Below are 22,146 nucleotides of genomic sequence, written 5' to 3' on the forward strand. Positions count from 1 at the left end.
TCGCAATGTACTTTGAATCATACACTGCATTTTCAGCGATGTCAACACAAAAGTTAAACAACACTTTATTTTTGGTTTTAATCTTCAACCATATCTGAGAAGAGATATGCCTCTAACAAGCGTTGTGTGGCTTTGATTGAATCGATATGTGTACGTTCTAATGCATGCGAAGATTCAATACCTGCCCCAAACAATCCGTGTTTGATATCTGCGCCTGAACGCAATGCAGCTGAAGCATCTGAACCGTAATAAGGATAAATATCGACTTTATATGGAATCTCGTTGCTTTGCGCTAATTGTGTTAAATGCTGTCTTAATTTTTTATGATAAGGTCCTGAAGCATCTTTTGCACAAATAGAAACGGTATACTCATCAGAAGTTTGGCCATCTCCTAATGCACCCATATCAAATGCAATATACTCTTTGACTTTGCCTGGAATAGAAGCATTGGCACCATAACCTATTTCTTCGTTGTTAGAAATAAAGAAATGCGTAGTATATGGCAATGTTTTACCGTTTTCTTTCAGTTTTTCTAAAAAGTCCATAATCATCGCAACACTTGCTTTATCATCTAAATGACGTGATTTAATAAAGTCATTTGCTGTAAATACTGTTCTAGGATCTAAACTGATAAAGTCCCCTACTTCAATACCTAATTGACGTGTCTCTTCATCATTTCTTGTCACAGCATCAATTCTGACTTCCATATGTTCTTTATCACGCGGAATCGTATGATTGTCTTTGTATACATGTACAGATGTTTCATGAAGACAAATCGTTCCTGAATAATCTTTGCCTGAATCTGTATGAATGGTACAATATTCACCTTCAATTGCGTTGAAAGCATAGCCCCCGATTAATTCAATACCTAATCGGCCATCCTCTTTCACTTCTTTTACCATTGCGCCTAAAGTGTCTACATGGGCAGTGATACAACGATGCTCTACATCATTGTCGCCTTGTACGGTAATCATTAATGCCCCTTTATTCGTCACATATGTAGGATAACCTAAGTTCTCCGCAAATTCTCCCACATAATCAATCGCTTTGTACGCGTCGCCTGACGGACTTGGAATTTCAGTTAATGTTTTAATCGTTTCAAAAATTTTTTGTGCCATTAAAATCCCCTCCTTGTCTTTATTGTACCTATATTTTTCCTAAATAGAAAATCAAAATCTATTCCTTTAATGCCTTGCGTCATTTGAAAATACACTCTATAATGTTTCTATTCTGAAAATTTAGACAGAGGTGAGTCTTTTGACTAAAAACATCCTTTTTGTTGGTTTAGGACTAATCGGCGGAAGCTTAGCTTCAAATTTAAAGTATGCGCAAAACGATGCACGTATTATTGCTTATGATTCTAACCTAAGTCAACTTGATAAAGCACTTTCGATTGGAATTATTGATGAAAAAGCAGTAGATTACGAAGCAGCGGTTCAACAAGCAGATATTATTATTTATGCCACACCTGTCCAACAAACGGTAAAATATCTCAAGACACTTACAGATATCCCTACTCAACCTGGACTCATCGTCACAGATACTGGAAGTACCAAAGGATCGATTCAAGCCTTTGAAAAGCCGTTATTAGATGCCAAACAGATTCATTTAATCGGCGGTCACCCTATGGCCGGCAGTCATAAATCAGGTATCTTAAATGCGAAAAAGAACTTGTTTGAAAATGCGTATTATATTTTGGTACATTCTGAAAAAGAAAATGATCACGCATCAAAAGTGATTCAAGATTTGTTACAAGCTACACGTGCAAAAATCATCGCTACTTCACCAGAAGAACATGATTTCGTTACAAGTATTGTCAGCCATATTCCGCACATTGCTGCGGCGCTGCTTGTGAACTTAAGCCTGAATTATGATCAAGATTCTCCACTGATTAAACAGCTAGCAGCAGGCGGTTTCCGTGATATTACACGTATAGCCAGCAGCAGCCCTGAAATGTGGAGCGATATCATGCATGAAAATAAAGACTTTATTCTTGCCGGCATTCAACAATGGAACAACCAACTGTCTCATCTTGTTACACAAATACAAAACGATGATACTGAAGGGATTTATCAATTTTTCGAAAATGCCCGTGATTACAGAAATCATCTGCCTGCTAAGAAACCAGGTGCAGTCGCTAGTTCCTACGAACTTTACGTAGACATCCCTGACAAACCTGGTATGATCAGCAAAGTAACCTCTATTCTGAGTTTACATAATATTTCTATAAGTAACATAAATATTGTAGAAGTCCGCGAAGATATTTACGGTGCTTTGCGTATCAGCTTTAAAACACCTAAAGATCGCGAACTGGGGATTGAAGCGTTACATGAATTTGATACTTACAGTCTTTAATAAGCATCAAAAGGTTCTGTAGCTTGTTACAGAGCCTTTTTTGATGCTTATTTACATTTTATGACCTGCCATCAGGCCTAAACGACCATACTTAGTTCCTGCATCCGTATAAGAAATAGCTTTTGAAACAATACCTTTTCCATATTTCTGCTGCAAGCGATCAATCGTTTTCGCAAGAGCTTCATTACGTTTTCTTTCATACTCATCCACAAATAAATTCAATTGCTGAATACCTTCAGGTACAAATTGCGTCAACGAAACACTGAGTGTGCGATACAATAATGTTGGATCGCATAATTGGTCAGCCCACTTCTCTAATGTGGTCCAAATTTCTTTTTCTAAATTCGTCGGTTCTTGCAATGTAAATTGCTTATGCACACCTCCGCCATCTTTATAACCGAATGAAAAATGAATCGTTCTTGCACGCATTTTACGCAATCTCACCCGCATTGCCACATCTTCAATCAACTCTTGCATAACGACTTTGGCATCTTCATAGCTGTAGTCGCGCATTAAAATCTGACTCTTGCATATCGATGGATTAGTTGTTTTGTACTTCTCACGCATTTTGCTTTGATCAATTCCGTGTGCATGCAAATGCAGATCAATGCCCTTAATCCCAAAATCTCTTTTTAAATATTGGTATGGATAATGTGCTAAATCTCCAATCGTAAAAATACCGCGCTTATTCAATTTTTTCTCAGTGCGCGTATTGATGCCCCAAAATTTATGAAGCGGTTGTATCTTCCATAGCTTCTCAGGAACATTTTGATAACGCCATTCTGCAATACGATCAGGGTTATGCTTAGCTTCAATATCCATCGCAATTTTACTCAGCAGCATATTCGAGCCTATCCCGACTGTGCAATAGATTTGTGTCTTATCATAAATTTCTTTCATCAGCTTAATACAAAACGATTGTACTGTACTGCTGAAGCGATGATAACTATCTGTCACATCCATAAAAAATTCATCAATACTGTATTGATGCAAATCTTCTGGCGGCACATACTGCAATGCAATTTTAGAAATCGTAATAGATACATCTAAATACTTGCGCATACTTGGATTGATGATATAAATATCATTGCGATGCGGAATCTCAAATAAACGCGAACCTGTAGTAATCCCGATGGCTTTCAGCGGCGGCGTTGCGGCGAGTACTACTGAACCTTGACGTTTTGTATCTGCTACCACTGCTAATTTTGTCTTTAATGGATCTAATCCTTTTGAAATACAAGATACACTCGCAAAGAAACTCTTTTGATCTATACATAAAATATCCCTGTCCTCTAGTAAATGATAATCATACATATCATCACCCCCGTTATGTGATACTTTAAGTATATACGAACATTTGTTCTTATTCAACAATTAAGAGAACAAATGTTCTGTTTACTCTTATCGTTCATCACCTATTAACTTTAGTGGTATAATAAGGTTACATCTATTACAAGGAGGCGTTCTTATGCCAATCGTAAATATTAAATTAATTGAAGGTCGTACAGACGAACAACTTAAAGCTTTAGTTAAAGAAGTCACAGATGCAGTTGAAAAAACTACAAATGCTGACCGTAACGCAATCAGCGTTGTATTAGAAGAAATGAAACCTAACCACTATGGTGTAGGCGGCGTCAGAAAATCTGATCAATAATACATGAAACAAAGAGAAGCGGCTAACCCTCATTGGATTAACCGCTTCTCTTGATTTTCATTCTATCCTTCTCATTCTATCCTCTACATTCCTGCCATCTTTTGTATTCGAACCTAACTTATTGCTGCTGTTTGCCCGAATCTTTCTTATGGTCTTTGTTATCATTTAAAAACTCTTGGATTGCTTTTTTATTCGCAGGTTTATCCACTTCAAGTGCACTGCCGCTTTCAGCTGTTTGAATATCTTGGTATGTGCCTTTCATCGGAACCGTTAATGTTTTAACATCTTTATCACCGCGAATACCAAAGTTGACACCCGTTTGAATTAAAGCAGAGTCAGGAATATCCGTATTCAAGTAACCGCGTAAAATACCTGCAACTTTCGGCAATTTGAAAACAGCACCTGGTTTTGTCATTTCCTGTTTCAAAGCTTGAATCACTTGCTGCTGTCTTCTGACACGACCGAAGTCCCCTTCAGGATCATGACGAAAGCGCGCATAACCTAATAATTCTTTACCATTTAAATTATGGTGCCCTTTCTTAAGTGATACACCGATGAGTTCCGACATATCCTTTTCGACATCAATCGGAATACCATCAGGTGCCAGCTCATCAATCATTTTTTCAAAGCCTTTAAAATCAACTACCGCATAATACTCAGGATTAATACCGTAGTTTTCGACTAATGCTTTACGTAATAACTCTGGTCCTCCAAGTGAATAAGCCGCATTGATTTTATAATCTCTGTAGCCTGGAATCTTCGCATAAGTATCACGCATTACAGACACTACTTTCATTTTCTTATGGATGTAATCGTATTGTGCAACCATAATAGAGTCTGTTCTTGATTTACCACCGTCTGATTTGTCTGCCCCTAATAATAAAATAGAAATTTTACCATCATTTTTGACAGGACCGTTAAATTTTTCCACTTTCATATTCGGATTGTGCTTTTTCGCGTAATTAATACCGCTTCTATATCCCGAAACCGCATATACAATCAAGATAATAAAAATTATCAAGATGCCTAAAATCACAAAAGGCAACTTACGCATTCTTTTCTTTGTACGTTTCGGCAGAGGTTGTTCCCCGCTGCTACGTTTGTAATTGTCATTGTTTGTTTCTTTTGTCATTTTCATCAACCTTATATCCAGATATAGTTTTTATGTAATTCATATCAAATCAAAAACACCATTCTGATGTTATTTTATCATATTTTCCAATTAATAATTTAATATGAATTGCTATGATAAGTCAAAAATCTACCCTTTTTCCACCCTTATTTCAGTCCCAAGACCGACTAAATTTTTAATACCCTTTTCATTATACAATATCTCTGATACCCGTCCATCCTTCATAATTTTTCAGATTTAAATATTTTGTAAAACCATTAAACCTATATTAATCATCCTCTAAAGTAATTGAGTGGAATTTATATAATGGCACTTGGTGATAGTCTCTTTGTATAATTAAAAAAAGGAGGAATTATAGTTGCATTATGATTTTGATATAGGAAACCTATTAAGAGAACAAATAAATGCAATAACTGCTAACTTCAAAGACCAATTGAACTTAAGTTTATCATTTCCAGAAGTGTCTCGATTGGCTATCGATGTAGAATTGGAACTATTTTTAGACAAACAAGAAGTAATATGGAAACAAATTGAGGAATTAATAAGTTTACCAGATTTACCTCAGATCATTAACTTAGAAAAGCTAAGAAAATCTTTCAATTTATCTCCAAATATAAATTCATTTGATAATGTACTATCGAACAAAGGTTATCTAGCTAAAGACTTTTTATATACTCAAGAAGATACTCCTAGTATTTCTGATTTGAATGATGCCTTGGTTGATATTAATAATACTTACACAAATGATATTTTAGATAGTCACCAGAAAAAAACATATGATAAAATCAAAAACGTCATTGGAGACATTACTTATGTTGCATTTAATTTCACACTTTCTGCAACAACATTTTATTCCAATAAAGCATATAGAGAAATCGCTGATAAATATGCCGACACTAAATGGAAAAAGAGCGTTTTAGAATTATCACAATCTATATATGGAGATTATATAAACCAAACAATAGCAGAATTAATATCCAATAATCCAATTGATAACTCAATAAATGCCATATTCTTCTTAAAAGCAGTAGTTACGATACTGTTTCTACTTATATCGAAAGATCAGTAAAAATGCATATTCTACTTAATCAAGTCATTAAATAACAAAAAACTTCCTATCATTCTATTGGGAATATCTCATTAATTAGCTTTCTTTGTAAGAAGTTATTTGAACCTTCTTTATAAAAAAACAAAGCATAAAAAGCACTTGATACTATCACCTATAGTTGCCAAATATTTTTGTTAATTTATAATAAAAGTAACATAATTAAATTAAGGACTGATACATCATGAATAAACTACCGTTTCTTGCATTATCTGCTTTGCTGCTTGTAGCTTGCAGCAATAATGAAGAACATAAGAAAAAAGTAGAAAATCCAAAGACTGAGCAACATCATAAGGATAAAAAAGAAGAACACAAAGAGAAAGAAACTTCTAAAAAAAGACTAAGCCACAAGATAACGCAATTGATCAAGCCAAGAACGATCAACAAGCTGACAATAGACAAGTCCAGGCACAACTACAAAACAATCAACCAACTAATAATAGTCAACAAGTGCAGAATCAACAGGCAGTTCAACAATCTCAAAATGGTAATGCTGAAGCATGCGTATTAAATGGTCAACAATGCCAAGGATTAACAGAAATGGACATGATTAACGAATATAAATCACTTGTATCACAAGGTAAATTGCCTCAATCTGACGGAACAGGAAATATAGGACAAGCAATAAAAGAATCGAAGCAAATGCAACAAGGCATGGGTCATGATGAAATAGTCAAACAACGATACCAATCATGGGTTGACGCAGGTATCTGGACACAAGATGAAATGAATCAAACTTACAATGATTACTTACAACAGCACTAATATATATTTTAGAGTGCTAGACCAAAATTGGTCAGCACTCTTTAAATTTCACAACAGAACAATATAGTCTAAAACAGAATTAGTAATAATAACGCTCACTTTTATCAAAGCTAATTACAAATACCTCTCAAAAATTTCATTTGTTTGAGTCAAAAGCAAAAGTGTAATCGCTATATTTAAATCCGAAGATGCACCTTGCAATTCTTTTAAAGGATTATCAAAACAATCTTTACATGAACTTTTACTATAGTTTTCAGGGTTGTTTTTTTCATTAACCACAAATTTATTAGCCTCTTTTATGGTCTTATCTAAAGTTTCAAACTTCTCTTCGAACGTTTCAATCAATTTTACGTTCTTCACATTAGAATCTTCTATAAGAAACCCATTAGTAGCCTTGTATATAATACTTATATCATCTAATAAAATTAAGTACTTATTAAACACAAGAATCAAAGATTTATATATATCCCATTTATGCGTAATATCAACAATAGGAAGCATTTCGAAATATTGATCAACTATTTCGTTTGCATAGGAACTATTCTTTTCTTTATAATCATTCAATGATTCTTTGAGTAATTCAAATTTTAGTTTTTTACTATCCAGTTCATTTTGCTTATTAACTTGCTTATTTTGTAGAGTATTCTGTAAAAATGCAACTAATATCGGCACAAACCCTGTAATTAATACGGTTATGACAATCTCTGTAATACTAATTTAGATACATCCTTTCTAATATATAGAGGTATGATACTATCTATTTATGTTCAATAGCTAAAATCCAAATTACAAAATGTATATATTGGACATAAATGAATGAAAATCTATTAGTAATAACTTTACCACTCATTAACCGCTTACACTTAAAATAGTACAATGTTGCATCAACATTTGATAGCAAAAAGCAACCTTATATCTTCAAAATTAACAGCCTATGTAATATAATTAATACATACTAAAGTTATATAATTTCCTTTTAAAAATCAAGTATTTACTTAGCAAATGGTACTAAGGTCCCAGAAATAGAAAGGATAGATTGCATGAATATCAATACAGCTTATTTTGCCGGAGGGTGTTTTTGGTGTATGGTCAAACCCTTTGATACGTTTGACGGCATTGAAACAGTCACGTCAGGATACATGGGAGGCCATGTTGACCATCCTACGTACGAACAAGTCAAAAGCGGAACTACCGGTCATTTAGAAACTGTTAAAATAGAATATGACGTCGCACTGATGTCTTATCATAAATTACTAGAAATCTTCTTTTCCGTGATTGATCCGACAGATGCTGAAGGACAATATCAAGATCGCGGTTCGCAATACCGTACAGCTATATTCTATACTAATGAAGACCAACGTGAAACCGCAAATCAATATATTGAATCATTAAAATCAACAATTGATAAAGATAAAGCGGTCGCAACGCAAGTCTTGCCGGTAATGCCGTTTTATGAAGCAGAAGCATATCACCAAGACTTTTATAAAAAGAACCCAGAACGTTATGCTCAAGAAGCAGCACAGCGTGAAGCAATTAAACGCCAAAGAGATCAATAACAGATTGTATGTATCATAAAAACAATGCGCAAGCCATGCATCCTTAGGATGTGCTCGCGCATTGTTTTTTTATTTATTCAGCTTGCAAAGACAAGTTACTTATCAAGAATATCCGCTTCTTTTTCCTCCACTGGAAAACGGCATTGTTCCATCATATCCGTCCAGTTTTGAAAGAGCTGCTGACCATAAGGAATCCAATGTGCTGGAAGCGGTTCTAATGAATCTCCTCTGAAATAGTTTTTAGGTTTTGCGGCAGAAGCTGCATTCTTCTCACTATCTCGTATAAACTCATTTAACAACGTATTGCTTTCATATTCAAAATGCCCGCCGATATACAAATCCGATTGGTCTTTATTTGAAATGAAATCAACACCCGTATACGGACTGTAAGTAATAACATCTAAGTCCGCTTCTTCCATCAATTCAGCAGGATCCATATAAGAACTCCTAGATTGCGGAATAATATATTCTGGAATTTCAAACAACGCAGGATGCGCCTGTAAGATTTGATAACGATAAATCCCGGTCAGTTTTTCATTAAACATCCGTTTATGAATGCCATAACGGTAGTTCAACGCAAACTGTGCGCCCCAGCATATAAATAAACGCTGTTTGACATGGGTATTCGACCAATCGTAAATCTCTTTGAGTTCCTCTATATAATCTACAGCAGAAAAATCAAGATGTTCTACAGGTGCACCTGTCATAATGAAACCATCATAATAATTATCTTTAATCTCATCAAATTCCTTATAATACTGCTCAGCATGTCGATTCGAAGAAGATTTAGGTTGATGAGTAACCGGATAGATAAAGTCGACATTAATGTCGTGACACGTCTGCCCAAGCAATCTTAACAACTGTCTTTCAGCATCTTGTTTCATAGGCATAAGGTTAACAATCAATAAATTCAAACCATTAGTTATCCGTTTATCTTCAAAATCGATGTGTTCCTGCTTTAATACAGGCAGAATAGGAATTCCATCAGTAAAGAGCATCTTAAATCGCGTCTAATCCTTTTTCTAAGTCATTGATGATGTCATCAATATGTTCAAGTCCAATAGATACACGGATAGTTTCAGGTGTAATACCTGCTTTTAATTGATCCTCTTCATTTAATTGCGCATGTGTTGTTGAAGCTGGGTGAATGACTAATGATTTCGCATCCCCAACGTTCGCAAGTAAAGAGAATAATTCTAATGATTCGATAAATTTAATACCTGCTTCATAGCCGCCTTTAACACCGAATGTAAAGATTGAGCTTGCGCCTTTTGGAAGGTATTTTTGTTTTAAGTCGTAATATTCGCTTGAAGGCAAGCCGGCATATTTAACCCATTCTACTTTTTCGTGGCCTTCTAAGAATTTCGCTACTTTTTCTGCGTTTTCAACATGACGTTCCACTCTTAATGATAATGTTTCTAAACCTTGCAATAATAAGAAAGCATTAAACGGAGATAACGCTGCACCTGTATCGCGAAGTAAAGTTGTTCTGATTTTGAAAGCTAATGCAGCTGGGCCGAAAGCTTCAGTGAATACTAAATCATGGTAAGAAGGATCAGGCTCAGTTAAACCAGGGAATTTGTCATTTTGTGTCCAGTCGAAGTTACCGCCGTCTACAACGACACCGCCCATAGAAGTACCATGACCGCCGATAAATTTAGTTGCAGAATGCACCACAATGTTTGCACCGTATTTAATCGGATTGATTAAGTATGGAGAAGCGAATGTGTTATCTACGATTAATGGGATACCTGCTTCATGTGCAATATCAGCTAATTTTTCAATGTCTTCAACGTTACCTTCAGGGTTACCTACAGTTTCAATATATATCGCTTTGGTATTATCTTTGATTGCGTTTTTCACTTCATCAAAGTTTTTGCTGTCAACGATAGAAACATCGATACCGAATTTAGGTAAAGTATGTGCAAATAATGTATGTGTACCGCCGTATAAAGTAGAGCTTGCTACGATGTGGTCGCCAGCATCTGCTACAGTTTGAATCGCATAAGTAATCGCAGCCATACCTGAAGCTACCGCAATCCCAGCAACCCCGCCTTCAAGTTCAGCAACACGTGTTTCAAATACTGCTACAGTAGGGTTTGTTAAACGAGAATAGATATTACCAAGTTCTTTTAAACCAAATAAGTTTGCTGCGTGTTGTGTATCGTCAAATGTAAATGAAGTCGTTTGATAAATCGGTACCGCTCTCGAATGCGAAGATTGGTCTACCTCTTGTCCTGCGTGTAATTGCAACGTTTCGAATTTAAAATCATTTGTCATGTTCATTTCCTCCTTGAATATATAAAAAATGAGCCTACCTGAAAAAGATAGACTCGCTGGGCTTATCTTTCAGGTCTTCACCTGCTGGAATTAGCACCTAACTTAAATAGGTTGCCTGGTATCGTTGGGCCAGTCCCTCCACCATTCTGGATAAGTTTTATTAATTTATTCAGTAGTATAGAACTAATACAGCGTAATGTCAATAGACTATTCTTATTTTTCTGAATTTTGGCTTTAGAAATAATATTTCGTCAACAAAATTTACATACCTGTAAAAAAAGCCGAGACAACAATTACGCTGCCTCAGCCTTGATTACAGTTATAAAATTAATGTTTGGAACGAATCACCCATAAAACTTTGTACATTCCTTGCCATAACGAACTATGGCGCGAATATACTAAAAAGCGCGGTTCCCAATTTGGTTTGAATTTCTCTTTATATCGTCTTAAACCGCTGAAGCGATACAAAGTATTAAAGTTATCAAATACTTTTCCTGCTAAACGCTCATTCCAATATGAATATTCATTTTGACCTACATTAGATAAGGTCGCCATACCCATATTAAACGCATGATAGCCCTGTTCCTTACTCCACAATAGCATATGCAGATACAAAGCATCCATTAGCGGTAAATCTACATCCGGCAGCCAACGGATCAAATCGACAGAAATAGCTTCATCATTATGAATCGGCATTAAGCTGCAAAAAGCAATAATTCGACCGTCCGCTTCTCTTAAAATACCGACCGGTGCCTTCTCTAAATAATCTTGTGTAAAACGCCCGACTGAAAAATGCATTTCATTTTTCCCGTCCAGCCACGCATCGCTGACTTGTTCTAACGCTTTCAGCAAATCTTGATTAAACGGCGGTTCTGTAATTTCAAAATTGATGTTTTGTTCTTCTACTTTATTTAACGTAGCACGAAAGCCTCTGCGTTTTTTGCCTGAAGTTGTAAAGGTGCTTAAATCGATGACCGCTTCTTCCCCAAGCTTAAAGAACTGGTTCCCAAAATCATGATACAGCGGCATATAACGGTCTGTAGCTTGATAGAAAATAATTTCATACCCAACGTAGCGAGCGTAATGATACAGTGCTTCTAACAAGGCATTAAAGCGGTCTTTATTACCAATCGGGTCACCGAGCACAACTAAACAATTGGCTTTCAGACGATACATAATAAAAGCCTCTTCTGATTCATCCATAAATACTTGTTTGTCTCCGCTGTGCAGCAAATGACTTAAATAGTTGCCGCCGTATTGTTCAATAATCGCTTCGCATTGTGCAATATCATTATCAGGTTTCACTTTTTTATATGCTTGTTCAAACAACCATACGATAAATGTCACAATAACAATCACTGCTAAAATTGTCAGCCATAAATAATAGCGCAGCATCGAATTGTCGACCTCAATGCGGTACGCATCGACTGCTTCTAACACAAAAGCAATGACAAAATGATTCAACGTTAACATCACAACCGAAATAATCAACATCGACATCAAGTGGCGCAAACGAATCGGACGTTTGAGCACTTGTGCTTTTAAGAACGCATAAACCAATAAACCAAAAACAATGAGCAGCCAAGTAATCAATATAAATGATGTATTCGTATAGACCGTGATCATAAAAATTAAAATAACAGAAATCATCGCAAATAAAATCGCACGCCGGCTTTGTTTGAAAATACCGCGTACATTCAGCATCAATATCAAACATGCACTAGTATGAATCGTTACCACAATATAGTAAAACATATGATTCGGGTCATAGAGTCCATCATAAATGATACTGACATTGTTTAATAAGAACATCAGACTTGTAAACATAACGAGTACTGCTAAAGACAATGACGGAATCTTTTGCGTGATCATCTTTTGATAAGAGAACAAGAACGATGTCACTTCTTTTGCAGGCGTATAGTATTTTGATTGTTCAAGATAGCGTTTGGCTGAAGTCCCGAATTCAAACATCGATAAAATCAACGCAATGACAACCGGTACAATGTAATAAGCAAAACGATACAGCATCAATGCTAAAACAATCTTTTCTTCTGGCAGATTCAAATGTTTCAAACCGACTAATATCACGACATCAAATGCACCGAAGCCCCCAGGAATGAAACTGATCAAACCTGCAATTGCTGCAATAATAAAGATGCCGACAAATGAAGTGAAATCCACATTCAAATCAACGATACGCAAAGCAAAATACAAGACCATGCTCGCAGCAAGCCATTCAATACTTGAAACAATCGTCAAATAGGCACCTGTAAAACGATGCGATTGCTGTACTGGCTTTTTAATCGTCACAAATACAAACACTGGCAAGAAGCACGCCACTACATATAACAAGACATGCACCACCGGATAATCATCCAGCAAATGCTTGGCATTAAAGACATGTGTCACAACTAAAATAGATAATAAACTTAAGCCTGTCAGCATCGACAGCAGCACTAACGAAATATAATGCAGCAAAGTTTTCGTGTCTTTCGTGTATTGTTTATATACCGATACACGCACACCCGCACCGATAAAACCTCCGAACCCGATAATCGAATTCAAAGCATTGATAATATAGCTGACACGCATGACTTTCATCATCGGCATTTTCAGTTTCAACGTACGCACCATTACCACGTCATAAAAACTCAACAGTAAGATGGATAGTCCGCCGACCACAAGCAAGCTTGTCAGTTCCACACGGTTTAATTTTTCAAAGAGCATAAACAATTTCTTAAAGTTAATGGTTGAGAGTTCTCGATATAACGTCATCACAACTATGATAAAAAGTACTGCCGCAAACACTGCTTTAGCACCTGTGATTAATCTGCTTTTCATTCTTTTCGACATATTTCCACTCGATTCTATTTATTTTGATTGCACAATCAGTCATGAAATCTTTTATAATATATGAAAATATTACCACATATCCTTGTGCATGTGACAAAAAATTAAGGCATCACACCTAACAAAAGTGTCATGCCTTAACTTTATGCTTATTTGATTTCATTGTTCGGATTATCTGCCCATTCTTCATCTGCCACTTCATACGGACCAGAATCTTGACCGTAGTAGCGGTTGTATCTACGTTTGTACATTCCGAATAAATGCATAACCAATACTTTGATAACCGCATAACCCGGAATAGCTAAGATAACCCCTACAATACCTAAAAGATTACCTGCACATAACAACACGAAGATAATGGTTAACGGGTGGATTTTCAATGTTTTACCCATAACATTCGGCGAGATAAAGTGTCCTTCGATAAATTGTACCGCTGTCCATACGACAATCAATTTAATCAACATAATCGGCGATGTAATCAACGCCATAATAATGGCAGGAGAAATCGCAATCGTAGGACCTAAATACGGTACGACACTCGTTACAGCCGCAATACATGCTAAGACTAAACTGTAATCCAAACCGATAATCGAGTAACCGATAAAGAGCAAGACCCCGATACAAAATGACACAATCATTTGACCTTGGATATAAGAACCTACTTGCATGCTCATACTTTCAATGATTTCATGGAAATCTTTACGGTATTTCGGTGGAATTGCTTTTGTCGCATTTTCTTTGAAACGGTGGCCGTCTTTTAAGAAGAAGAATAACACGAATGGTGTTGTAACGATAACGACACCGATGTTGACAACTGTATCGATAATCGACATGATTTTCGTTCCGAAATCATCAAAGAAACTCGAAACCATACCCGGTACTTTTTTCGCAATTTTATCTAATTGATCTTGTATCTGCGTATAGAAGTTCGATACTCCAGGCAAGTTGGACCAGCTTGAAACTTGTGTAACAAGCTCATTGAACTTATCTGTATATCTTGGGAAGTTGTGCGCAAAGCTTTTGATTTGGTCGCTGATGACTGGAATCAATAAATTCACAACAAGTGCTATCACTGCAGCCACAAAACAAAACAGAATAATAATCCCCCAAAGTCTTGGGATATTATAACGTTCCATAAATCGAATGACAGGATCTAATAAATAAAACAAAATCAATCCTAAAATGACAGGTGCTGCAATTGTGTTGAAGATAATTATAAAAGGCTGGAATATGTATGAGACCTTATCAAAAATAAAAATTGCCACACCAATCAATATCAGCATGATTAGGCCAAATAACAGATTCTTGCCTCCCATAAATTTCATAAACCTTGTTTCGCTTAATGAAAAGCGTTGGGGTTTATCGTTATTTGCCATATAATTCACCAATCCTTGTAGTTAATTAACCATATTTTATCGCTATTTACTAAAAAAAGATACTTTTTATTGCAGCATTGCTTCAATGTAACTCATTACCCAAAGCAAACTAAAAAGAAACTGATAAACATAGAATTTATGATTTATCAGTTTCAAAATACAATTATGATTTAATTTCTACAACAGCAGTGCCGTGCTCTACTGCACCAAGATGCAAGACTTTAATGTTTTGCTGGTTCAGATTTGTCACAATGATAGGTGTAATCGTGCTTTTTGCGTGAGCTTTAATATAATCTAAATCTACTTTCATTAAAGGTTGTCCCAGTACGATTTTATCGTCTTGGTTCACCAAAATTTCAAAACCTTTGCCCTCTAATTTCACAGTATCAATACCAAAGTGAATCAATAACTCGATACCGTCTTTTGATTCTAAGCCGATTGCATGTTTAGTCGGAAAGACCATTTTAACTTCACCGTCAAACGGCGCAAAGACTTCACCGGATTCAGGTAATATTGCAATACCGTCACCCATCATTTTATCCGCAAACACTTTATCCGGCACTTCTGATAATTCTAATACTTTGCCGGTAATCGGCGCATACACTAAAGCGCCGCTGTTTGCTGCAACAGCTTTTGCTGCTTGATTTTCATCTTCTGTTGCAGTTGCTGGTTTCGGTGCAGTTACATTGCCTTCCATAATCTGTTTCATTTCATGTTTGATTTGATCAGATTTCGGTCCAAAGATTGCCTGCATATTATTGCCGACTTCAAGCACACCGGATGCGCCGAGTTTTTTCAATTCTGCAACATCCACCTCTGCTTTGTCATTAACCTCTACACGTAAACGCGTAATACAAGCATCTAAATGTTTGATATTAGCTTTGCCGCCCATTGCTTCTAACACTTTAAACGGCAATTCGCTGACAGAAACATTTTCTGTTTCCACTTCTTCTTCTTCACGCCCTGGAGTTTTTAAGTTTAATTTCTTAATCAAGAATGTGAATAAGAAGTAATAAACCACTGCATAACAAAGTCCTACCGGAATAACGAGCAATGCATTCGAACGATCCCATGAGAGTAATCCGTATAAGATATAATCAATGAATCCTCCTGAGAAAGTCATACCGATTTTAACACCTAGCAAATGCATAATTAAGAAAGATGAACCTGCTAAAATAACATGTGCGACATATAAAATCGGAGCAACAAATAAGAATGAGAATTCTAATGGTTCTGTAATACCAGTTAAAAATGCTGTCAAACCTGCTGATAACATAAGTCCGCCGACAACTTTCTTGCGGCTTGGCTTTGCTTGACGATAAATCGCAAACGCAGCAGCCGGCAATCCGAACATCATGAACGGATATTTACCTGTAGTAAAGGCACCTGCAGTAAAATGCACGCCATCTTGATATTGTGCCATCCAAATACGTTGGTCGCCGCGAATCAAGTTGCCCGCTTCATTCGTATAATGTCCAAACTCAAACCAAAACGGTGCATAGAAAATATGATGCAGCCCAAATGGAATCAATGAGCGTTCAATAATACCGAAGATAAATGTCGTTAATGCTAAGTTCTTGCCTAATAAGAAATTCGATAAAGCATTCAAGCCGTCTTGAACCGGCGGCCAAACAAAGCTTAATACAATCCCTGTTACAATTGCGACGAGCGAAGTAATAATCGGTACGAAACGCTTCCCAGCAAAGAACCCTAAAAATTGTGGAAGCTGAATATTGTAGAAGCGGTTATAACACCATGCAGCAAGTGCACCGATAATAATCCCTCCGAACACACCCGTTTGCAATGTAGGAATACCTAAAATCAAAGCATGTGCAGGATCTTTAGCTGATTGGCCTAATGTTTTAGCCCCTTCAGCATATGAATAAATATCGTCAATTGTGACACCGACGACTTTACCCATCGTAGCATTCATAATTAAATAACCGACCAATGCCGCAATCCCTGCAACACCATCGCCGCCTGCTAAACCTAGTGCTGTTCCCATCGCAAAGAGCAGCGGCAAGTTATCAAAAATAACTTGTCCTGAGACTTCCATGATTTGACTGATTAATTGAATATAATGGCTCCCCATCCATGGTGCGTAATGAAGAATCTGATCATTATGCATCGCATTACCGAATGCGAGCAAAATCCCGGCTGCAGGTAAAATTGCGACCGGCAGCATTAAGGCTTTGCCTATACGCTGCAATTGTCCGAAAAACTTTTTGAATAATTGTTTCATGATGACCTCCTTGATGTAAAAAAAGCGCGAACAAGCAACAGTTTCCTGCTTCCTTGTTCACGCTTATAACTATAATGCTATGTTGTTTTTCTTGGATGCTGGTTCGTTGTTGTTTATTATTTGATTAAAACTGCTTTATCACCGTGTTGAACTTTACCATATTCCACAACATCTAATGTTTTATTGTTCAAGTTTGTAACGACGATTGGTGTAATTGTACTTTCTGCATTTTCTTTAATATAATCTAAATCCACTTTCATTAAAGGTTGTCCCAATACGATTTCTTCATTTTCTTTTACTAAAATATCGAAACCTTTACCTTCTAATTTTACGGTTTCTAAACCAAAGTGAATCAATAATTCAGTACCGTCTTTTGATTCCAGACCTAATGCATGTTTTGTCGGGAAGACCATTTTGACAACACCGTCAAATGGTGCAAAGACTTCACCGGATTCAGGTAAGATGGCAATACCGTCACCCATCATTTTTTCAGAGAAGACTTTGTCTGGTACTTCAGTAATCGGCTTTAATTCACCTGTAATCGGTGCATAAATCACTGTATCGCCAGATTCAGCAATTTTTGTTGTTGTATTGTCGCCTTCTTCTGAAATTGTTGTTTCTTCAGGAGAAGTGATTTTACCATCCATAATTTGCTGCATATTATGTTTGATTTGATCTGATTTTGGTCCGAAGATTGCTTGCATGTTATTGCCGACTTCAAGCACACCTGATGCACCTAAGTCTTTTAAGCCTTGTACATCGACTTTAGCTTTGTCATTTACTTCAACACGCAAACGTGTAATACAAGCATCTAAATGTTTGATGTTTGGTTCTCCGCCCATTGCTTCTAATACTTTGAAAGGCAATTCATTCGTTGATACTGTAGATGACTGCATTTCTTTGTCTTCGCGGCCTGGTGTTTTAAGGTTTAATTTTTGGATTAAGAAGCGGAAAATCACATAGTAGATTGCCGCATAGATTAAACCGACCGGAATGACTAGCCACCATTGTGTTTTGTTCGGCAAGATACCAAGTAAGAAGAAGTCGATAAATCCGCCAGAGAATGTATAACCTAAATGCACATCAAGGATGTATAGCACTAAGAATGATAAACCATCTAATACTGCATGAATAAAGAATAATAACGGTGCTACGAATAAGAATGAGAATTCTAATGGTTCAGTGATACCTGTTAAGAATGAAGTCAATGCACCAGATAACATTAAACCTGCAACGACTTTTTTATTCTCTTTCTTCGCTGTTTGATAAATCGCAAGTGCTGCTGCTGGTAAACCAAACATCATAACAGGGAATTCCCCTTGCATGAATTTACCTGCAGTTAACGGTACGTTATCACGAATTTGTTCGATAAAGATACGTTGGTCACCGTGAATGATTTGACCTGCCGCATTTTTGTATGCACCGAATTCAAACCAGAATGGCGCATGGAAAATATGATGCAGACCAAATGGAATTAATAAACGCTTGATGAAACCGAATAGGAAGACAGCTAATCCAGTATTTGAAGCAAGCAAGCCTTCACTGAAGCTGTTTAATCCGCCTTGTACATATGGCCAAATAATCGCCATCGGGAACGCTAAAATAAATGAACATGTTGCCATCATAATCGGCACGAAACGTTTCCCTGCAAAGAATCCTAAGTAACTCGGCAGCGAAATATTATAGAACTTGTTGTAACACCAGGCGGCGAGTGCCCCGATGATGATACCCCCGAACACACCCGTTTGCAGTGTCGGAATTCCTAATACTGTCGCAAAACCTTTATCAGCTTTTGTTGCTAATTCAGGTGTTACATTTAAAAACATACCCATTGTTTTATTTAAAACAATGAATCCTACAAATGCTGCGATGGCTGCTACACCATCTCCGCCGGCTAACCCTATGGCTACACCGAGCGCAAAGATAATGGCTAAGTTATCAAAGATAATCCCGCCGGCACCTTCCATCATTTTAGCGACATTTTGTACGCCTTCTGCTTTAATGAAAGGCAGCAAGCTTTGTAATGCGTCGCCTTGACAGGCATTCCCTAATGCTAACAGCAAACCTGCAGCAGGCAAGATTGCGACAGGAAGCATTAAAGCTTTACCAATACGCTGCAATTGACCGAAAAACTTTTTCCACATAAAAGTTTCCTCCCAAAATTATAAAATTGAATTGTAAAGATCATGCATCAACACAACAGCAAATAAAAAAGGCATGAGTAACAAAAGCTGGAAAGTATCCAACTTTTATGACTCATGCCTAATCGAATTAGTTACACGTTATGATTATGATTGTTATTTGCAAAATGATAGACATGCAACGTCAGATACGAAAGCTCCGCTTCATACACCGGAACTTCAAGATGCTGCTGCATCATCTTAATGATTTTAACAGCTATATTATAGCACACAGGATAATGCGCTTTCAACATGTTTCCGAAGTCTTCTTTAACTTGGATGGTTTCCCCTTTTTGAAGCCGTCTGATTAAGAATTGGATGTGACGGATAAAGCGCTGGTACTGTATCGATTGCGTATCTACTTTGTACCCTAAATCATGCTCCATAATCTGTACACTTTTATTAATGATTTCATTCGTTAAACGCACTTCTTTTAACGTTAAATCATCTTTGCTGCTCGCAATGTGCAATGCAATAAAGCCGATTTCATCTTCTGGAAAATCTATATCCAATAACTCATTCAAGTGTTCAATCACTTGTACCGCAATCTGATAAGATTCTGGATACAATTGTTTAGTTTCAATCAAGAAAGGATTTTTAATAAATTGCTGCTGCTTGATTCTTTTATACGCAAATAAAATATGGTCTGTAAGCGCAATGACCAAATCATTATCATCTACAGTGCGATCTGCTTTAGTGATAATATCAATCGCTTCAATAATCGATTGCAATACATCATCGTCTGCCATTTCAACCAAAGCTTTATAATGCTCTTGTTCCGTTTTATGTTCGAGCTTATAAACTTTTTCTATCGTTGCTGTATCTGACAGCCGCATTCCTTTTTTCTTGTTGAAACCGATGCCTTTACCGATAAGTACCACTTCATTTTGGTGAGTTTCATCTCTACAAATAATCACGTTATTATTCAGTGTTTTCTCTATCACGTAGCTGCTCATGATGACCACCTTTTCTCCTCAATACTGTGTCTCTCTTATTATAGCCTTTTTCTTTTTAGATTTGTGCTGAATTAGAGACTATTTTACCACAACGTTTAATCAACTTGTTAACCTTTTTGAAAATAATGCGTTTTCATTCATTATTCATCCAAAAAATTCCCTTATCGCCAATACTTCATCGTATGGGATAAGGGAATTGAATAAATTGTATTATTTTTTACGCGTTAATTGTTTTGCCGGATCGCCCCAACATTCAATACCGAATAAATTGATTTCTAAATTCTCTGGTTTGAAGATAGGTTTCTTACCAGCTTTACGCTGAATTTGATAATCCTTCATTACGGCAAGTGCAATATTGGAAAGTGCGATAATCGAAACAATATTGACAATGGCCATTAAGCCCATGAATACATCGGCTGTACTCCAAACTGTTTCTGTTTTAATCACTGCACCAAAGAAAACTAATACTACTACAAGACATCTGAAGATGAATAAAATCGTTTTATTGTATGATAAGAATTCGATATTAGATTGTCCATAGTAATAGTTGCCGATAACAGAAGAGAATGCGAATAATGTAATCGCAATCGATAAGAAAATACCGCCGGCACTGCCTAAATGTTCGTTTAATGCTGATTGTGTTACTGCTACACCTTGTGGTGCACCTTCACCGAATTTCAAACCGCCGTATAATAAAATAACGATGGCTGTTGCTGTACAAACTAAAATTGTATCAAAGAATACACCTAGAGATTGCAATAAGCCTTGTTTTACAGGGTGCGGTACAGCAGCTGTTGCGGCTGCGTTCGGCGCAGAACCCATACCTGCTTCGTTTGAGAATAAACCACGTTTAATCCCTTGCAAGATTGCTGCACCTACTGCACCGCCTGTTGCTTGTTCAACACCGAATGCACTTTTGAAGATTGTCATAATCATCGGAATGATTTGATCATAGTTCATCACTAAAATAACAAGTACAACACCAATGTAGATAATCGCCATAATCGGAACGATTAAAGAAGATAAAGTCGCAATACTTCTTACACCGCCGAAGATAATAATACCAGTAATTACTGCTAAGACAATTCCTGTAATCACAGGACTGATATTATATTGTGTATTTAATGATTCCGCAATAGTATTCGCTTGTACTGTATTAAACACAAATGCGAATGTGACTGTAATTAAAATCGCAAAGACTACACCTAACCATTTTTGGTTAAGCCCTTTTGTCATATAATAAGCAGGACCTCCGCGGTATCCGCCTTCTTCATCTGGAACTTTATATACTTGTGCTAACACTGATTCTACAAATGCACTGGCTGCACCGATAGATGCAATGACCCACATCCAAAATACTGTGCCTGGTCCGCCTAGTACAATTGCTGTCGCAACCCCTGCAATATTCCCTGTTCCTACACGAGAACCTGCACTGATCGCAAAGGCTTGGAAAGGTGAAATCCCTTTTTCACCGTTTTCTAAAGTTTCTGGTTTCTCAACTAATGCACGCAGCATCTCTCTAAATGACGTAAATTGTACAAACCTCGAACTGATTGTAAAAAACAGGCCTGCTGTTAATAATAAACCAATCAGGTATTGAGACCATATCAAGTCATTCCCAACACCGATAAACGTTTTAAACCAGCCAGGCACTAAACTATCAAAATCTTTCATTTAATTACCTCATATCTTGTT

17 protein-coding genes and 1 riboswitch are annotated in these 22,146 nt (G+C 36.7%); of the genes, 5 read left to right on the forward strand and 12 right to left on the reverse strand.

The annotated features are described in order from the left end of the window. Window positions 1–77 precede the first annotated feature (77 nt). Window positions 78–1,118, reverse strand: a complete 1,041-nt coding sequence (locus C7N65_RS02295; protein ID WP_105992848.1) for a M42 family metallopeptidase — start codon at window positions 1,116–1,118, stop codon at window positions 78–80. A gap of 139 nt (window positions 1,119–1,257) precedes the next feature. On the opposite strand from C7N65_RS02295, the gene C7N65_RS02300 reads away from it, so the two are divergent. Continuing rightward, a complete protein-coding gene (locus C7N65_RS02300) occupies window positions 1,258–2,355 on the forward strand; it encodes a prephenate dehydrogenase (protein ID WP_105992849.1) in 1,098 nt (365 codons plus the stop codon). 51 nt (window positions 2,356–2,406) lie between these two features. Here the strand turns inward: C7N65_RS02300 and C7N65_RS02305 are convergent, their stop codons facing one another. Then, window positions 2,407–3,669, reverse strand: coding sequence for a Y-family DNA polymerase (locus C7N65_RS02305; RefSeq protein ID WP_105992850.1), 1,263 nt, complete (start codon window positions 3,667–3,669; stop codon window positions 2,407–2,409). Between the two features lie 154 nt (window positions 3,670–3,823). Between C7N65_RS02305 and C7N65_RS02310 the strand changes: the two genes are divergently transcribed. Beyond that, a complete protein-coding gene (locus tag C7N65_RS02310; RefSeq protein ID WP_105992851.1) occupies window positions 3,824–4,009 on the forward strand; it encodes a 2-hydroxymuconate tautomerase in 186 nt (61 codons plus the stop codon). 118 nt (window positions 4,010–4,127) lie between these two features. On the opposite strand, the gene C7N65_RS02315 is transcribed toward C7N65_RS02310, so the two are convergent. Beyond that, complete coding sequence (locus C7N65_RS02315; RefSeq protein ID WP_105992852.1) at window positions 4,128–5,141, reverse strand: LCP family protein; 1,014 nt, start codon at window positions 5,139–5,141, stop codon at window positions 4,128–4,130. A 358-nt stretch (window positions 5,142–5,499) separates the two neighbouring features. On the opposite strand from C7N65_RS02315, the gene C7N65_RS02320 reads away from it, so the two are divergent. Both C7N65_RS02320 and C7N65_RS02330 read left to right on the forward strand, forming a co-directional pair. Beyond that, window positions 5,500–6,210 carry a hypothetical protein gene (locus tag C7N65_RS02320; protein ID WP_105992853.1) on the forward strand — a complete coding sequence of 237 codons (711 nt, stop codon included), beginning with the start codon at window positions 5,500–5,502 and terminating at the stop codon, window positions 6,208–6,210. 486 nt (window positions 6,211–6,696) lie between these two features. Then, window positions 6,697–7,011 carry a hypothetical protein gene (locus C7N65_RS02330; RefSeq protein ID WP_158698092.1) on the forward strand — a complete coding sequence of 105 codons (315 nt, stop codon included), beginning with the start codon at window positions 6,697–6,699 and terminating at the stop codon, window positions 7,009–7,011. Window positions 7,012–7,125: 114 nt separating this feature from the next. Here the strand turns inward: C7N65_RS02330 and C7N65_RS02335 are convergent, their stop codons facing one another. Next, entirely contained in the window at window positions 7,126–7,683 is a 558-nt protein-coding gene (locus C7N65_RS02335) for a hypothetical protein (RefSeq protein WP_105992856.1), read from the reverse strand. A gap of 368 nt (window positions 7,684–8,051) precedes the next feature. Between C7N65_RS02335 and msrA the strand changes: the two genes are divergently transcribed. After that, complete coding sequence (gene msrA / locus C7N65_RS02340; protein WP_105992857.1) at window positions 8,052–8,567, forward strand: peptide-methionine (S)-S-oxide reductase MsrA; 516 nt, start codon at window positions 8,052–8,054, stop codon at window positions 8,565–8,567. A gap of 95 nt (window positions 8,568–8,662) precedes the next feature. Here the strand turns inward: msrA and C7N65_RS02345 are convergent, their stop codons facing one another. The 8 genes from C7N65_RS02345 to C7N65_RS02380 all read right to left on the reverse strand — a co-directional run bounded on the left by C7N65_RS02345 (window position 8,663) and on the right by C7N65_RS02380 (window position 22,125). Further along, the gene (locus C7N65_RS02345; protein WP_105992858.1) at window positions 8,663–9,565 is read right to left on the reverse strand and encodes a homoserine O-acetyltransferase/O-succinyltransferase family protein; all 903 of its coding nucleotides are present in this window, start codon (window positions 9,563–9,565) and stop codon (window positions 8,663–8,665) included. Between the two features lies 1 nt (window position 9,566). Then, entirely contained in the window at window positions 9,567–10,847 is a 1,281-nt protein-coding gene (locus tag C7N65_RS02350) for an O-acetylhomoserine aminocarboxypropyltransferase/cysteine synthase family protein (RefSeq protein ID WP_105992859.1), read from the reverse strand. Window positions 10,848–10,906: 59 nt separating this feature from the next. Further along, window positions 10,907–11,004: riboswitch (SAM riboswitch) on the reverse strand. A 170-nt stretch (window positions 11,005–11,174) separates the two neighbouring features. Beyond that, complete coding sequence (gene mprF, locus C7N65_RS02355; protein WP_105992860.1) at window positions 11,175–13,700, reverse strand: bifunctional lysylphosphatidylglycerol flippase/synthetase MprF; 2,526 nt, start codon at window positions 13,698–13,700, stop codon at window positions 11,175–11,177. 146 nt (window positions 13,701–13,846) lie between these two features. After that, the gene (locus C7N65_RS02360; protein ID WP_105992861.1) at window positions 13,847–15,073 is read right to left on the reverse strand and encodes an AI-2E family transporter; all 1,227 of its coding nucleotides are present in this window, start codon (window positions 15,071–15,073) and stop codon (window positions 13,847–13,849) included. A gap of 163 nt (window positions 15,074–15,236) precedes the next feature. Continuing rightward, complete coding sequence (gene ptsG / locus C7N65_RS02365) at window positions 15,237–17,315, reverse strand: glucose-specific PTS transporter subunit IIBC (protein WP_105992862.1); 2,079 nt, start codon at window positions 17,313–17,315, stop codon at window positions 15,237–15,239. Between the two features lie 116 nt (window positions 17,316–17,431). Beyond that, window positions 17,432–19,459, reverse strand: coding sequence for a glucose-specific PTS transporter subunit IIBC (gene ptsG / locus C7N65_RS02370; RefSeq protein WP_105992863.1), 2,028 nt, complete (start codon window positions 19,457–19,459; stop codon window positions 17,432–17,434). A gap of 131 nt (window positions 19,460–19,590) precedes the next feature. Then, the gene (gene glcT, locus C7N65_RS02375; protein ID WP_105992864.1) at window positions 19,591–20,451 is read right to left on the reverse strand and encodes a glucose PTS transporter transcription antiterminator GlcT; all 861 of its coding nucleotides are present in this window, start codon (window positions 20,449–20,451) and stop codon (window positions 19,591–19,593) included. A gap of 210 nt (window positions 20,452–20,661) precedes the next feature. Next, the gene (locus C7N65_RS02380; protein WP_105992865.1) at window positions 20,662–22,125 is read right to left on the reverse strand and encodes an alanine/glycine:cation symporter family protein; all 1,464 of its coding nucleotides are present in this window, start codon (window positions 22,123–22,125) and stop codon (window positions 20,662–20,664) included. Window positions 22,126–22,146 lie beyond the last annotated feature (21 nt).

Source organism: Staphylococcus simulans (assembly GCF_002994445.1).
GTDB classification, from domain to species: Bacteria; Bacillota; Bacilli; order Staphylococcales; family Staphylococcaceae; genus Staphylococcus; species Staphylococcus simulans_B.